General features: G+C 37.1%; 11 protein-coding genes and 1 pseudogene. 10 read left to right on the forward strand and 2 right to left on the reverse strand.

Going from position 1 to position 15862, the window contains the following annotated elements:
* Positions 1 to 80: 80 nt before the first annotated feature.
* The 6 genes from HMPREF2937_RS09135 (at position 81) to HMPREF2937_RS09155 (ending at position 4763) form a co-directional block, all read left to right on the forward strand.
* On the forward strand, positions 81 to 377 hold the full coding sequence (locus HMPREF2937_RS09135) for a hypothetical protein (protein ID WP_070864438.1): 297 nt from the start codon (positions 81 to 83) through the stop codon (positions 375 to 377).
* A 1-nt stretch (position 378) separates the two neighbouring features.
* Positions 379 to 597 (forward strand): DUF4411 family protein, encoded by a 219-nt coding sequence (locus tag HMPREF2937_RS14045; RefSeq protein ID WP_257245380.1) that lies wholly within the window; start codon positions 379 to 381, stop codon positions 595 to 597.
* 149 nt (positions 598 to 746) lie between these two features.
* Positions 747 to 887 (forward strand): DUF4411 family protein, encoded by a 141-nt coding sequence (locus HMPREF2937_RS14050; protein ID WP_325167824.1) that lies wholly within the window; start codon positions 747 to 749, stop codon positions 885 to 887.
* 321 nt (positions 888 to 1208) lie between these two features.
* Positions 1209 to 2327: an alanine dehydrogenase gene (gene ald, locus HMPREF2937_RS09145; protein WP_070864439.1), complete on the forward strand. Its 1119-nt coding sequence runs from the start codon at positions 1209 to 1211 to the stop codon at positions 2325 to 2327.
* Between the two features lie 42 nt (positions 2328 to 2369).
* Entirely contained in the window at positions 2370 to 3410 is a 1041-nt protein-coding gene (tdcB, locus tag HMPREF2937_RS09150) for a bifunctional threonine ammonia-lyase/L-serine ammonia-lyase TdcB (protein WP_002480046.1), read from the forward strand.
* Between the two features lie 30 nt (positions 3411 to 3440).
* On the forward strand, positions 3441 to 4763 hold the full coding sequence (locus tag HMPREF2937_RS09155; RefSeq protein ID WP_070864440.1) for an APC family permease: 1323 nt from the start codon (positions 3441 to 3443) through the stop codon (positions 4761 to 4763).
* A 127-nt stretch (positions 4764 to 4890) separates the two neighbouring features.
* Here the strand turns inward: HMPREF2937_RS09155 and HMPREF2937_RS09160 are convergent, their stop codons facing one another.
* Entirely contained in the window at positions 4891 to 6429 is a 1539-nt protein-coding gene (locus HMPREF2937_RS09160; RefSeq protein ID WP_070864441.1) for a hypothetical protein, read from the reverse strand.
* A 251-nt stretch (positions 6430 to 6680) separates the two neighbouring features.
* Between HMPREF2937_RS09160 and HMPREF2937_RS09165 the strand changes: the two are divergent.
* Together HMPREF2937_RS09165 and HMPREF2937_RS09170 are read left to right on the forward strand one after the other, a co-directional pair.
* Positions 6681 to 8614 (forward strand): annotated as a pseudogene (locus tag HMPREF2937_RS09165) (catalase).
* 241 nt (positions 8615 to 8855) lie between these two features.
* Complete coding sequence (locus HMPREF2937_RS09170; protein WP_373879074.1) at positions 8856 to 10115, forward strand: anaerobic C4-dicarboxylate transporter family protein; 1260 nt, start codon at positions 8856 to 8858, stop codon at positions 10113 to 10115.
* A gap of 62 nt (positions 10116 to 10177) precedes the next feature.
* Here HMPREF2937_RS09170 and HMPREF2937_RS09175 read toward each other — a convergent pair whose 3' ends face one another.
* Entirely contained in the window at positions 10178 to 11206 is a 1029-nt protein-coding gene (locus HMPREF2937_RS09175) for a DNA-3-methyladenine glycosylase family protein (protein WP_070864443.1), read from the reverse strand.
* A 237-nt stretch (positions 11207 to 11443) separates the two neighbouring features.
* On the opposite strand from HMPREF2937_RS09175, the gene HMPREF2937_RS09180 reads away from it, so the two are divergent.
* Together HMPREF2937_RS09180 and HMPREF2937_RS09185 are read left to right on the forward strand one after the other, a co-directional pair.
* On the forward strand, positions 11444 to 12703 hold the full coding sequence (locus HMPREF2937_RS09180) for a putative glycoside hydrolase (protein ID WP_373879039.1): 1260 nt from the start codon (positions 11444 to 11446) through the stop codon (positions 12701 to 12703).
* Between the two features lie 398 nt (positions 12704 to 13101).
* The coding region (locus HMPREF2937_RS09185; protein WP_142351432.1) for a YSIRK-type signal peptide-containing protein at positions 13102 to 15862 on the forward strand (2761 nt) is incomplete at its 3' end.

The raw sequence follows: 15862 nt of genomic DNA on the forward strand, positions 1-15862 counted from the left end.
GATTTTTGCACACTAAACGTTAACTTCATTTAAAAAAGACGTGATATAAATAATTAAATCTAATAGAGGAGGCAACGCTGATGGTTAAACGTGTTTCAATAAATACAAAAGTTTTGAACGCCTATATCAATGAATCTAGCGTCCCTCTCTCTGCAATTCAAAAGAAAGTTGAAAAGATAGAAAACATCATGTGCGGAGAGGTACAATCAACTTTTAACCAACTCGTTACAATTGCAAAAACAATTCACGTTCCAGCAGGTTTATTAGTGCTAAATGAAAAAATAAGCCTTCCAAAAGAGAAGTTAGAATTTCGGGTAATCAGCTCTAATGATATAGGGCTAAAAGTGAAGAACTTAAAGCAACCATTCAAGAGATAAAATGAAAAAATATATTCTTGACTCCAATATTTATATTAACTTTTATGACCGCTATTATAAGTATGATTATTTTCCAAGCTTTTGGAAAAATTCACCTTCAATCCTAAATAAACAAGTGATTATTCCTAATATTGTTTTAAAAGAAAACTATCAAGATCCTTGGTTTAAAAAGTGGCTAACTAACAATTATAGTTGTGAAACTTTAAATCATAGTGATTGATTTGACGATCGGCAATTCATTTTAACGCATATACAAGAGAGTGACTTTTATAAAAACGACGCAATTTCTGGAATGGAAAAGGATGGGGAAATGTAAGTATTGCCGACCCTTGGTTAATCGCAATCGCTAAAAGAGAAGGCTATACTATAGTGACTAACGAAAATAGAAATGTTAACTTATCCACTTCTCAACCTAGTAAAGCACTAAAAATTCCAGATATATGTGATGACTTGAATATTGAATGTATCGATATGAATCAATTTTTTAAAGAAATTAGTTTGAGTATATAAATTACCTTGGCGAAAGCCAGGGTTTTTTTATGCCTGCATTAACACTCACTTCATGCTTCCCTCATAGTAAATTTTAAAATAATAGAATTATTTTACTATATAAAAGTGATTATACAAATTGTGACATTTTAGGTTTAACATTATAGATTATGTTTGTCACAAATGATATGTAAGCGTTTACTATAAAAGGATGGCAAATTACTAAAATATTCTGATTATGTTTAAAAATAGAATTATTTATAAAACGTCTAATAATTAGTTTGCCTTTATTGTATATAAGTGTTAAATTAAATGTGAAAATATTCACAAGGAGAGATGAACATGGAAATCGGTATCATTAAAGAACTTAAACCAGGTGAAGGACGTGTGGCTTGCACCCCAGAAAATGTGAAGAAACTTGTATTAGATGGGCACCGTGTCCTTGTTGAACATAATGCAGGTGCAGGCTCTGGATTTGATGACGCACAATATGAGAAAGCAGGCGGCTTTATTGTGAATCATGAAGAAGCATGGCAAGCGAATTTGATTGTCAAAGTAAAAGAACCGGACGCGAAAGAATTCCAATTCTTCAAACCAGGACAAGTCATCTGGGGCTTCCAACATTTAGCATCATCTAAAGAAACCGTAGAGGCAATGCAAGAAGCGGGTGTTACCGCAATCGGCGGCGAAACGATTGTGAAAGATGGACAAGCACCCTTACTTGCGCCGATGAGTGCCATTGCAGGACGACGTTCTATGTTGATGGGCGCATATTATTTAGAAAAGCAACATCAAGGTGAAGGTATATTAATTTCAGGTATTGATGCGATTGACGGTATTCCTTCTGGTAAAGTCGTTATCTTCGGCGGCGGATCAGCTGCGGTCAATGCGGCTACAATTGGCCTAGGCTTACAAGCATCAGTTTCAATTATCGAATTAAATGATGACCGTATCGCATGGCTTAATGATCACTTCAAAGGTCAAGACGTTACAGTTATTAAATCTAATGAAGAAAACCTCGCAAAAGAAATTAAGACAGCGGATGTCTTTATTTCAACAATTCTTATCCCCGGTTCTAAACCACCAAAACTCGTTACACGTAACATGATTCAATCTATGAAAGAAGGTTCAGTCGTTGTAGATATTGCGATTGACCAAGGCGGTACAGTTGAAGGTATCCGTCCAACTACGATTGACAATCCAGTTTATGTTGAAGACGGTGTTGTCTTCTATGCAGTACCAAACCAACCCGGTGCTGTACCACGTACTTCTACTATGGCACTTGCTTTAGGCAATATCGAATACTTACAAGAAATCAGCAATAAAGGCATCGAACAAGCGATTAAAGATAATCCTGTACTTGCGACAGGTGTCAATATTTATAAAGGTCATGTGACGAATGAAGGACTTGCACAATCTCATGACTTATCCTACGAGGAGTTAAATAAATTAATGAATTAAGCGAAATAATTACCCTATATAAAGAGAAATGGAGAGAGCGAAATGACAGTAAACAGTACAGTAATGCAAACGGAGAAATATTGTAATATTCAAGACATTAAAGAAGCGAAAATGATGATTCGTGATTACGTGCGCAAAACACCGCTAATCCAATCCATGTTCTTAAGTAATGATATCACTGGCGGAGATGTTTATTTGAAATTAGAAAACATGCAGTTCACGGGTTCATTCAAATATCGTGGTGCCTTGAATAAAATTTTACATCTGACAGAAGAACAAAAAGAAAAAGGTATCATTACCGCGTCAGCTGGGAACCATGCACAAGGACTTGCGCTGACCGGTAAGTTATTAGGTATCAAAGCGACTGTGATTATGCCAGAAGAAGCACCTATCGCTAAACAAGAAGCTACCAGAGGTTATGGTGCAGAAGTCATATTGAAAGGAGAGACATTCAATGATTCTCGCCTCTATATGGAGCAGCTTGCGAAAGAAACGGGCAAAACGATTGTTCATCCTTACGATGACAATGAAGTAATGGCTGGACAAGGCACAATCGGACTTGAAATTTTAGACAGTATTTGGAACGTCAACACAGTGATCGTACCTGTTGGGGGTGGCGGTTTGATTTCAGGTGTTGCGACCGCATTAAAATCATTCAACCCGTCTATCCATGTCATTGGTGTACAAGCAGAGAATGTGCATGGTATGGCAGAATCTGTGAAACAAGGTAAGATTACGTCACAATTTACTGCACATACCATTGCGGACGGTACAGAAGTCGCAATTCCGGGTGAAAAAACGTATGAGGTCGCAGATAAGTTGGTTGATGAATTTATCTTAGTGACTGAAGATGAGATTTCGAATGCGATGCGTCACTTAATGCAACGCGCAAAAATTATCACAGAAGGAGCCGGTGCGTTACCGACAGCAGCAATTCTAAGCGGTAAAATTGACCCGAAATGGTTGAAAAACAAAACAACAGTTGCACTCGTGTCTGGTGGAAACGTCGATTTAACACGCGTGTCACATATTATTGATACATTACTCGAACCTGCCGATACTAGTGAAGGTGTAGTAGGTTAACCGAAATAAGACAGAACGGAGGTAAACCTGATGAGTAGTGATAAAGCCTTAAAGAAAAATATAGGTTTCTTTGCTGCACTTTCTCTCGTTATGGGTTCGGTAATCGGTGCTGGCGTCTTCTTCAAAGTTTCCAGTGTCACTGAAGTGACCGGCTCAACGAGTATGGCAATGTTAGTTTGGTTCCTTGGAGGACTGATTACCATTTGTGCAGGTTTGACAGGTGCTGAGTTAGCAGCTGCCATTCCTGAAACAGGTGGTCTGACAAAATATATCGAATATACGTATGGCAACTTCTGGGGATTCTTATCTGGATGGGCACAAGGGTTCATCTATTTTCCCGCAAACGTAGCCGCACTGGCGATTATATTCGGTACGCAAATTATCAACTTGTTTCATCTTAACATTATTTATTTAGTGCCAATCGCTGTTATTAGTGCATTAACATTGTTATTAATCAACTTATTAGGATCAAAGGCAGGCGGATTACTCCAATCTATTACGTTGGTAATTAAATTAATCCCAATTGCGATGATTGTATTATTCGGCTTCTTCCAAAGCAGCGAAGTATCATTCTCTTTATTCCCAGTGGTGAATGGTACAAGTTCTGGTTGGTTTGAAGCGATTGGAAGCGGCTTGCTTGCGACAATGTTCGCATACGACGGATGGATTCATGTCGGTAATATTGCCGGGGAAATGAAAAATCCTAAGAAAGATTTACCTGGCGCGATTGCTTTAGGTATTGGTTTGATTATGGTTGTGTATTTATTAATCAACGCAACGTTCTTAATGACCTTGCCGATTGAACATATCGTAGGTAACTTAAATGCCGCAAGTGATGCTTCATCTATTCTATTTGGCGCAAGCGGCGGCAAGATTATCACTATCGGTATTTTGATTTCTGTGTACGGTACCATGAACGGTTATACGATGACAGGCATGAGAATTCCTTATGCGATGGCACAAATCGATCAATTACCATTTAAACGCGCATTCTTAAGCTTAACGCCATCAGATACACCTTGGTTAGGCGGTGTCATTCAATTGGTTATCGCTACAATAATGATGTTGTTAGGTGCGTTTGATACGATTACAAACATGTTGATTTTCGTTATTTGGACATTCTATTGTATGGCTTTCCTAGCGGTCATACTTTTACGTAAACGAGAACCTGAATTACAACGACCTTACCGTGTGCCGTTGTACCCAGTGATTCCAATCATTGCCTTAGCGGCAGGTATATTCGTATTAATTAATACATTAATTACACAACCTGTACTGGCAATCATCGGGATTGTCGTTACCTTAGCAGGAATTCCAATTTATTATTATAAGAAAGCACAAGTAAAGTTATAAGTTAGTATTCTAAAATTCATTCACCCTCTATATTTATACCTTTCAAATTAAAGAAGGAAGTCTTTCATGGTCAGCGTCATGAAGTGACTTCCTTTTTTGGTTTAATATGAGTTTTTGTTTAAGAGTTCTATCGTGCAGTGGCATCAAGTTCTGCTTGGCTATGACCACGTAACTTCCATAGCGGTAAATAATATGCAAGCTTTTTCAAATGACGTTTGACTTCTAAATTGTTGAATCTGCGAACTTCAGGTTCTAGTGCTAGTTCCTCTATAATTTGATCCAGTTGTGTTATGTCTGTGTGTCTTTTTAACGGTTGCAAAACGATAATGTCCATTAAAAATTCTTTCATGTCATCATCTTTAAAAAGCTTTAAAAAGAACTTGAGAGCGTTACGAATATTTTTATTTGTGTTTAATGTATCAAGTTCTCCAGCTGTTAACAGTGCTTCATAGCTAGTCGGAACGAAATAACTGATATCTTCAAAGTGTGCAAGGATATCTGGATATTCTTCTTCAATTAAAGGATGGATATAGTAATCGTTGTCACTGACTAAAATATCTTTTAAATGATCTGCTGCCATTATTTTGATTTCTGTTTCACTTTTAGCTTCGTTGAAGAAGCGGTTGAATAAAGTGGTCGCAAATTGGTAAGGCACAACGCCATAAAGGTTTAATAACACCGCGAAAAATTCACATTCAGGTGAAAGCTGTTCTTCTTGAGCAAGTAATCGCTCTAGCTTCGCTTCTAAATTTATCGCTTCGTCTTCATCTGTGGCAGTATAATGTGATGTATCCACTTCAGTTGTTTCTTTTACAGTTCTCTTTGTTGAATCTTGGTATAACACTTGGTCTTCAGGACGAACATAATCTAAAGGATTCATCTTATGAGTGTTAAAGAAATCCTTGATTTGTTTCATTGTATCTGCAGGAATAAAGTAAATTGTATTTAAGCGATCAGTATCAATCAGCCAGAAATCAGTATTTAAATCTTCGGCTATGCTTTTTGGAATACTATTACGATTTTCTAATATGAAATAAGCAAGCAGCTGATAAGCTTCTTTTGAATACCCGACAATAAAATTGTCAGGCGACTCAAAAAACGCTTGTTCTACTAAATGAATGATATGCTTTTTCGGTCCTTTAGAAAATCCTTTGATTTTATGAGTACGACAAATCTCTTTTAATTGATTAACTGTAAAGTTTACATCTAAGAATTCTGAGAGTGTCATATTATCTTTTGCACGTCTGCCAGATTCCACCCAGTATTTAATACTATTTTGATCTTTGGCTGTTTGTGCTAACTCAGGGAATTTTGTTGGAGAACCATTTAAAATATAGTAATTGTAGTTGTTCAGAAATTCATTATCGATATAATTTAAGTTTTTTTGTATTGGCAATAAATAATGTGTTTGTGCTAAAAGCTGCATATGTTGCGCATCTTTTTCCTCAATAAAAGTCATATATTCAGACGTTTTTATTGAGCGTTCTATGATTTGACGTTCTTTTTGACTCATATGTTTAACAAATAGTTGATATAACATCGCTTCAACATTTTTGGTTTTAAATAAGTTATCATGAGATAACGTTGAAGCATCTTCATACTTCATTAATACTTCTATAATTTCTGAAAGCGAACCTTCAATACGTAAATGAGTTGGGAGTGACATAGCTTCCACCTTTTCTATTAATTATGCATAGTTTCATTTTACTGAAAACAACCCGAGATGAACAGAATTGTTTGATTGTAGATTTTCATAAACTTTGTATTAAAATTATCTCCAAAAACAAAAAGTGTTTTGTTTGAAATGAAACGGGAAACTCATAATTAGGATTTAATATATAGGAGGTTATTTGTGTGGCTAAAAACAAAAAGCAAGAACAATTAGACCAATTCAGAAAAAGTCATGAAGGCGAGCCGATGACGACGAATAATGGAACAAAAGTCAGTGAAGATGAATTAACACTCACAGCAGGTGAAAGAGGACCGAGTCTATTAGAAGATTTCCATTTCCGTGAGAAAATTATGCATTTTGACCATGAACGTATTCCTGAACGTGTCGTTCACGCACGTGGTTTTGGTGCACATGGTGAATTCCAAGTTTATGAAGATTTATCTGAGTATACTTCAGCAGACTTCCTCACAAACCCTGACAAAGTGACACCTGTCTTTGTACGTATTTCAACGGTACAAGGTTCAAAAGGTTCACCAGATACAGTCAGAGACGTACGTGGCTTTGCGACAAAATTCTATACAGATGAAGGTATCTTTGACTTAGTCGGTAACGATATTCCTGTATTCTTTATTCAAGACGCAATCAAATTCCCAGATTTAATTCATGCGGTTAAACCTGAACCCGATACAGAAACACCACAAGGTGGTACAGCACACGATACATTCTGGGACTTCTTCGCAGAAAATCCAGAAACTTCACATACTGCAGTATGGGCAATGAGTGACCGTGGTATTCCTAAGAATATTAGACAAATCGAAGGCTTCGGTGTACATACGTACCGTTTAGTCAATGCACAAGGCGAAGCATTCTTCGTGAAATTCCATTGGAGACCAGTTCACGGATTAGAATCTCTTGTATGGGATGAAGCGCAAATCTTACAAGGTAAAGATATCGACTTCCACCGTAAAGATTTACATGAATCTATTGAAAAGGTGACTATCCAGCTTGGGAACTTGGTTTACAAATCTTAAGAGAAGACCAAGAATTCGACTTTGATTTCGACTTATTAGATCCGACAAAAATTTGGCCAGAAGATGAAGTGCCAGTTAAAGTCGTTGGTAAAATGACATTGAACCGAAATGTAGATAATGTCTTTGATGAAATCGAACAAGTCGCATTCCACCCAGGTCATGTCGTACCAGGTATCGACTTCTCAAATGACCCATTACTACAAGGACGTCTATTCTCTTACACAGATACACAAATCTCACGTTTAGGCGGACCAAACTTCAACCAAATTCCAATCAACCGTCCTGTGAACAAAGTGCGTAACAACCAACGTGATGCGATGCATCAAATGAACATTCATGAAGGTCAAACGTCTTATCATAAGAATGCATTAGAAGGCAACTGCCCATTCACAAGTTCAAAAGCAGAAGGCGGTTATGTACACTATCCTGAAAAAGTAGAAGGACACAAAATCCGTAAACGCAGTGACAGTTTCAAAGATTACTATTCACAAGCGAAACTATATCTGAACAGTTTAACAAAACCTGAATTTGACCATACAGTGGATGGCTTCTCATTTGAAATCGGTAAATGTAAAAGCATGGATGTGCGTCAACGTGCAGTGAATCAATTAAATAAAATTGATCGTGAATTAGCTGAACGTGTCGCTGACAATGTGGGTGTACAAGTACCAGAAGAAAATGAAGAAGTAAAATCAGATAAGAAAGACAGTCAATTGACTATGGAAAAATATGACCGTCCATTACCAGGTCATTCAGTGGCAGTATTAGTGAACGGTGATATTGACGCAGAAACATTGAAAAATTATGCGAAAACATTCGCAGAGCATGGTTTAAACTATGCGTTTGTCGGCAAGCAACAAAAAGACTTGTCTGATGATATCTCAATCAATGAAACGTATGATACAGCACATGCGACATTATTCGACAGCTTAGTCATCTTGTCAGATGGTAATGGTTTAATTCCAGATGCTGAAGAGTTTGCGGCGTTATCTTATAAGCATAAGAAACCAATTATCTTTAATGAAGCGGCTTCTAAAGACTTACAAGATGGTAAAGTGAAATTAGATGCGCCTGGTATCTTTGTATCAGATGATCCACAAACAATTGTGAAAGCATTTGATCAAGTACGTTATTGGGATAGAGCATAGTATTCAATATTTAAAGCCTTGGCTACGTGCCAGGGCTTTTTTATACATATTTATAAGTTGTTATTTTAGAAAATTGTATTCACTAAACTTTCATATTTTAGTAATTTTGACTTACCAAATTGTGACGCAATCGTGATAAACTGGACTATGTTATCTTTTTCACAATATAGAGATACTAAAGTGAGGAGTTAAAATGTTTCTATTTATCACAGAAATTATTATCATGATTCTGGCCATACTGATGGGGTTACGGCTGGCAGGTGCACTGGGTTGCGGTATCTTCGCAATTGTGGCACAGCTGATCATGATTTTTATCTTTGGTCTGCCGCCAGGTTCAGCACCTGTTACAGCGGTATTGATTATTTTATCCATTGGGATTGCGGGTGGAACCTTACAAGCCACAGGTGGTATTGATTACTTAGTTTACCTTGCTTCTAAAGTGATTGAGCGCTATCCGAAATCTATCATCTTTATCGCACCCATGATTGTCTTTATCTTTGTCTTCGGTATCGGGACAACAAATATTGCCTTATCACTAGAACCGATTATCGCTAAAACTGCGACACGTGCGGGGATTCAACCGAAACGTCCATTAACAGCATCGGTGTTAACGGCTAACTTGGCATTATTATGTAGTCCAGCAGCTTCTGCGACGGCTTATATTATTGCGACATTGGCAGTGACAGGTGTCACGATGGGCAAATACCTATCTATCGTTATGCCGACAGCGATTATTAGTATGTTAGCACTGAGTGTTTATTGTACAGTAGTCGGAAGACGTCGTAAGATGAATCCTAGCCAATTTGCGACAGATATTATGGAAGATATTGAAGCACAGCCGCTACAAACGAAATTTTCACCTCATGTGAAATTAGGTGTTTTGGTCTTCTTATTAGGAGTTGGATTAATTTTAATGTTCGGTATTTTCTCAGATTTAGTACCGACATTTAAAGTCAATGGAGAAACAGTTAAACTTGAAACGACTGAAATTGTGCAGTTCTTTATGTATATGAGTGCCGCAATCAACTTAGTCTTAGTTAAATTAAATACGAGAGATATTTTGGATAGTCATATTACACAATCTGCGATTGGGGCATTATTCGCAGTACTTGGACCTGGTTGGCTTGGTGCGACGATTTTCACAGCCCCAGGCAATAAAAAAATTATGACAGAACAAATCGGCGGTGTGATTCAACAAGTGCCTTGGCTTGTGATTATATTAGTCTCACTCGTTACGATTGTGGTGATCTCACAATCAGCGACAGCATCTATTATGTTGCCGATTCTGATGAGTATGGGTGTGCCGCCGATGTACTTTATTGCGATGGCGCAAACTTTAAATGTTAACTTCGTCATTCCAGCACAACCAACGTTATTATTTGCGGTAGATTTAGATGAAACGAAACAAACGAAACCAACCAGCTTTATATTACCTGGCTTCTTTGCGATTACAGTTTCTGTGATTGTCGGATTTAGTATTAAAGCATTGCTTGGTTATTAATTCATAAAAGAAACGTCCTCCAATTTGAGTATTTTTCAAAGTGGAGGACGTTTTTGTATCATTTATTTCCATAAATTCATAACCGCATAACTGCGCATTGGACGCCAAGCTTCAGCGAGAGCTAACCGGCCTTTTGAAGTTTCGGCTTCTTCTGACTCAGGATATAAAGCTTTCATAGCTTTGATGACACCAATGTCAGATTCTAAGAAAGCATCAGGATATCCTAAAGCACGCATACCAATCGCATGTGCAGTCCAAGGGCCGATTCCTTTGATAGCTAATAAACGTTTCATTTCAACTTCAATTTGAGTCATGATTTCTGTATCTATCTGTTTATCTTTCCATATTGGGTAAGGTTTGAGTTGAATTTCTCCATTAACTAATGCACGAGCAATGGCTTCAATGGTTGAAGCACGTCTGCCTGTAATACCAAGTGGTCCTAAAACATCACTGATACCTTTACCGCCTTCTAGACTATTAGCTTTACCTGCCGCAATGAGTGTCTCTGCAGGTGGGAAGAAAGCAGATAAACCAGGTAAATCTAAGACAAAGGGAGTTCCTAAGGCATGAACTAAACGACCGGCTAGCGTCGTCGCAGCTTGTACCGTAATTTGTTGTCCTAATACTGTACGTACACTGACCTCAAAACCATCAAAGCCACCTGGCATTCTGGTACTTGAATCCATCCATGAAGCCTTCAATACTTCTCTTGATGCTTCAGGTGGGTAATCTATGTCAAAGAGGTGACGTATGCGTGTAATGATTTGAGATAACACAGGATAGAGGCTCGCACTGAAGGTGAGTGCTAAAGCATTTTGTTTATCATCTTGTGTAACCGCAATCCAACCTTTAAATGTATCTGATGCAGATCGAAGTAGTGCTGTACGGTAATACGTATCATCACATACAGACTCCACACCTGGAATTGCCCGTCGATCTAAGAATTGAAGTAGTGTTTCAAATGCATAGGGTGGCTGGTAATAAAGGTGAAGGTGTAAGGTTTGACGATACCAACTGTCATCGACTTCTGTCAGATTATATTCTGGTAATTGATAATAGAAATGTGTGAGTGTAGTCAATTTTAGTCGCATTCTCATTCTCCTAAATAACGTATTATTCTTCTATACCCATATAAACAAGTGAGTTAAAGGTGTTTTGTTTCGTCAATAAATGCGTGATGAAATCAATTTTTACTAGATTTTAAATAGAAACAGGAATTTCATTGCCAACTATCAACGATTTCGTTAAGCTAGAATAGTGATGATAGTTTATTATTTTTATTCATAAAATGTATAAAATAATTATAACTGTTGATTTATGATGAAGGGATGACGATAAAATTGATGAAACGCGTGCTGACTATAGCTGCAGCGAGTACTTTGATCCTTACAGCATGCGGTAATAATGATTCAACTTCAAAGAATGACAACAAGTCCGCAGAACATCAACAATCAGAGAAGCATAACGATAATAAAAATAAAATTAAATACCCTAAAGAAGGGGTTAAAGGAATTTATGTGACACCTGGGACCCTTCAAGGTGAACGTTTTGATGAATTAATCAAAATGATTAACGATACAGATTTGAACGCTATGGTGATTGATGTTAAAGACGATACAGGTAATATTACCATGGACTTGAATTCAGATAATAAACTGATTCAAAAGAATACAACGGAAATGGTCAATCTTAAAAAATTAATGAAGACGTTAGAGAAGAATAATGTCTATCCGATTGCCAGAGTTGTAACGTTTAAAGATGCACGTGCAGCAGAAGCACATCCAGATTGGTCATTTAAAGAGAAGAATGGCGAAGTTTGGGAAAGTGATGGCGGTGATAAATTCTTAAATCCATTCAAAAAAGAAGTCAGAGATTATAATATTGATGTCGCAAAAGCAGCAGCAAAGGCTGGATTTAGAGAAGTACAATTCGACTATGTACGCTTCCCAGAAGGCTTTGAAAATATGGACAAAGATTTAGTATATTCTAATGGTAAATATAAAGGCGATGATATGGATAATACACAACAACGTGTTGATAGTATTACGCAGTTCCTAAAATCAGCGCGTAAAGAAATTCATCCTTTAGATGCGCAAATTTCTGCAGACGTCTTTGGTTACTCTGCGACAGTAGAAGAAGCACCGGGTATTGGTCAAAGTTTCCCTAAAATTGCGGAGAATGTAGATGTGATTTCTTCTATGATATATCCATCACATTGGAGCCCTGGTGACTTTGGGATTGAGCATCCTGACTTAGAACCTTATAACACAGTAGACAAGTACTTAGAGAAAGAATCAGATGTATTGAAGAAAGCAGACCATAAACCGAAAACACGTCCTTGGCTGCAAGATTTTACTGCGAGTTATTTAGGTGCAGGGAATTATAAGAGTTATGATGCAGAAGCGGTGTCTGATCAAATTCAAGCATTACGTGACCACGGTATCAATGAATTCTTACTTTGGGATGCTTCAAATGAATATACTCAAGGTGTGAACTATTCACCGGATAAAAGTGAAAAAGCTAAAGAAAAAGAAAATGAAGATAAGCAAGAGAAAGAAGATAATCAAGACAAAAAAGATCATCAATAAAATTAAAGAACTGGACTTTCTTTTAATGGAAGATTCAGTTCTTTTTAAGCTAATTTAAGAAACTGATGATGAATATTTCTTATACATAAAATTAATAACTATGAGATGTGCGTAGAAAAGTCATATAGATTATTTCGAGATAGTATACACGAATTAAAGAGAAATTTTAAGAACATATTAATTTGTGATACAAAATATTGTCAAAAATTGAGGCTGGAAATGGATTAATTAGAAATTTGAGTGAAATTAGATGTGCAAACACGAACAAATTCACTAAAAATTAAGTTTTGCTATACTAAATGGTACAAAACTTTGCTATAATGAGTCGAATGTGAGAGAAAAACAAACATTTTGAAACATTATTATTTTATGTACAAAAGTACTAAACGGAGGACATCATGAAAAAATCAGGCAACAAGCGTTTAGACTTCTTACCGAATATTCATAATAAATATTCAATTCGTAAGTTTACAGTCGGTACAGCTTCTATTTTACTTGGAACTACTTTATTGTTCGGCGCAAGCCGTGACGCAGAAGCAGCAGAAACTGATGCACAACAAGCAGAGGAACCTGCCGAACACGGAGCAGATCAAGCAGCTCCAGCTGAGGCACCTGTTGTAAACCAAGAAACTCAAACGCAACAAACAACACCAGAAGTTTCAACAGCACAGCCAGCAAACGAATCAAATCAAGCAGCTGCAACATCAGAAGCAAAACCTTCAGATAATACAGCACAAGTAGCACCTACAAATAAAGAAAGTGTTCAAGTAGAAAAAGTAGAAAAAGCTGAGGCAACTTCACAAACTGAATCGACGCCTAAAGCTGACACAACGACAAAAGAAACAGCACCATCTAATGAAGTAAAAACTACAGAAACAGCACAAGTAAACACTGTTCCTGAAAGTACAGTAGATTACTCAAGCTTAAACGATGGCGCAAAAGCACCTGTTGAATTTGTAGAACAATATTTACACTCATCAGATAAAGAAGGATTAGTCCGTAATCTATTATCTGAAACATATAAGGCACAAGATGTAGAAGGCATCTTAAGTAAGTTAAATGTTGATTATAATGCAGTATCAGCAGAAGATTTATTCCAAGATATCCTACGTGCAGGCATTGAGTATGCCAATGAACAAACATCTAAATATACAGTGTATGCAGTACGTGCAGCACTTGATTCTACAGATGACACAGTGAATGATCCAGATACGACATCAAACTTAGATATTCCAAAAAATGCTTCAACACCTGAAGCAATTGGTGCATTGAAAGCCAGTGCTTCAATTGATCCAAATAGAGGAATCATCATTACAGGTTACGGTAAAACTTATATTGGTCAAAAAGATGCACACTATGAATTCATTGCTAAACCAGATAGAGCAAACAATTTAATGAACTTTGAGGTTAAATACTTCACAGATTCAGTCGGTACTGGACCATATCATACATTTGATTTAGGTGGTTTTACTTTTGGAGAAGGTTTCCAATTACCAGCAAATCAAGCACCTATCATAGGTACGTGGGCAGTAGTAGGCACTACGGTACCATTAAATAATAAAGCCGAAATAAAATTTGGGACAATTAAACCTGGTTATCCAGCGGGTTACGCTTTAGAAGGCAGACCATCGATTAATAGTGACGTATTTGCAAAAAATGGATATGGCCAAATTAAATTTAGTTTGCCAGTAAAAAACTGGAACGGCGACTTAAGTATTAACGGTTATCTTATGATGTATCCAAGTGGGGGCAGTTACAACTCAACACCAAACCCATATTCAACACAAAACTATTTTAATAAAAATATGGAAGTTGTTTTAGATGGTAATATCGACTTTAACATCAAACAAAAAGTTCAAACAATTGAGACCTCTATACCTTACGGTACGACATATGTATTAACTAAAGATGTGCCGCTTGGAGAGAAAGTTACACTTAAAAGAGGGATTAAAGGTGTAGAAGAGCAGACTCAAACAACTTGGATGTATAAAAATATTGAATTAGGTACTAATATCACAGGTACTCGAATTGCAAGCCTACCCGTAGATGAAATTGTAGGATTAGGGGTTTTCGATCCGAATGCAAATCAAAATGCAACGGTTTTACCACCAATTTTAGATCCTAAATTGTCAGGTACAAATCAAGTAACAGGTGAAACTACACCAAATGCTAATGTAACTATTACAGTTGGTTTGACTCAATATCAAACAACTGCTGATGGCAACGGTAAGTTTACACAAACATTAAATGTACCGTTAAAAGAGGGAGAAGTTATTTCAGCGACTGCTACATTAAACGGTAAAACAAGTTTACCAGGGAAAACCATCGTTCCTAGAGATGGACGTACACCAGAACTTGCTTATTCTAGCTTGAAAACAGAACAAAATGGTCAACCAGGTACTTTAGTAACAATTACTAATAAAGCAACTGGTGAAAAACTTGGTGAATTCTTTGTTCCAGATGGTGCGAAAGGTGAGAAAGGCGACAAAGGTGACAAGGGGGACAAAGGAGCCAAAGGTGATAAAGGTCTTCAGGGTCAACCAGGATTAGATGGATTAGACGGTAGAGATGGTTTAGATGGTAGAAATGGTCAAGATGGAAAATCTGTATATATTAGGACGGCAGTGCAAAATCCAAACGGGGATACAGTTATTACTTTTAGTGATGGAAGAGTAGTAACTATTCCAAAAGGTGAAAAAGGTGAAAAAGGTGATCCAGGCACTAGTATAACTATAGACAAAATTAATACATTACCAGATGGTACTAAAGAAGTCATTTTCAGCGATGGAAAATCTATTATTCTTCCAAAAGGTGATAAGGGAGATAAAGGCGATAAAGGTGATTCATTAAGAGTAAACAGTTATACAATAACTCCTGAAGGAACCATTGTTAAGTTTAGTGATGGATTTGAAGCACTAATTCCATCTGGGCCAAAAGGAGATACGGGTGCCACAGGTGCAACTGGAGCACAAGGTGCGAAAGGTGAAGATGGCAAATCTATCACAATCACATCAACAGAACCGCAAGCGAACGGCGATATCAAAGTCAACTTCAGTGACGGTAAATCCATCGTAGTACCAAAAGGTGCTAAGGGAGATAAAGGAGAAGATGCAGCGCCGTTAACTGTTGTCAATGAAACAAAAGACGCTGCTGGTAACA

This window comes from Staphylococcus sp. HMSC061G12, from assembly GCF_001838465.1.
GTDB lineage: Bacteria > Bacillota > Bacilli > Staphylococcales > Staphylococcaceae > Staphylococcus > Staphylococcus simulans.

Bases quoted from the DNA above. Each gene is read 5' to 3' on its own strand.
- HMPREF2937_RS09135 (WP_070864438.1), top strand. From the start codon at position 81: ATGGTTAAACGTGTTTCAATAAATACAAAAGTTTTGAACGCCTATATC.
- HMPREF2937_RS14045 (WP_257245380.1), top strand. From the start codon at position 379: ATGAAAAAATATATTCTTGACTCCAATATTTATATTAACTTTTATGAC.
- ald (WP_070864439.1), top strand. From the start codon at position 1,209: ATGGAAATCGGTATCATTAAAGAACTTAAACCAGGTGAAGGACGTGTG.
- tdcB (WP_002480046.1), top strand. From the start codon at position 2,370: ATGACAGTAAACAGTACAGTAATGCAAACGGAGAAATATTGTAATATT.
- HMPREF2937_RS09155 (WP_070864440.1), top strand. From the start codon at position 3,441: ATGAGTAGTGATAAAGCCTTAAAGAAAAATATAGGTTTCTTTGCTGCA.
- HMPREF2937_RS09160 (WP_070864441.1), bottom strand. From the start codon at position 6,429: ATGTCACTCCCAACTCATTTACGTATTGAAGGTTCGCTTTCAGAAATT.
- HMPREF2937_RS09170 (WP_373879074.1), top strand. From the start codon at position 8,856: ATGGGGTTACGGCTGGCAGGTGCACTGGGTTGCGGTATCTTCGCAATT.
- HMPREF2937_RS09175 (WP_070864443.1), bottom strand. From the start codon at position 11,206: ATGCGACTAAAATTGACTACACTCACACATTTCTATTATCAATTACCA.
- HMPREF2937_RS09180 (WP_373879039.1), top strand. From the start codon at position 11,444: ATGACGATAAAATTGATGAAACGCGTGCTGACTATAGCTGCAGCGAGT.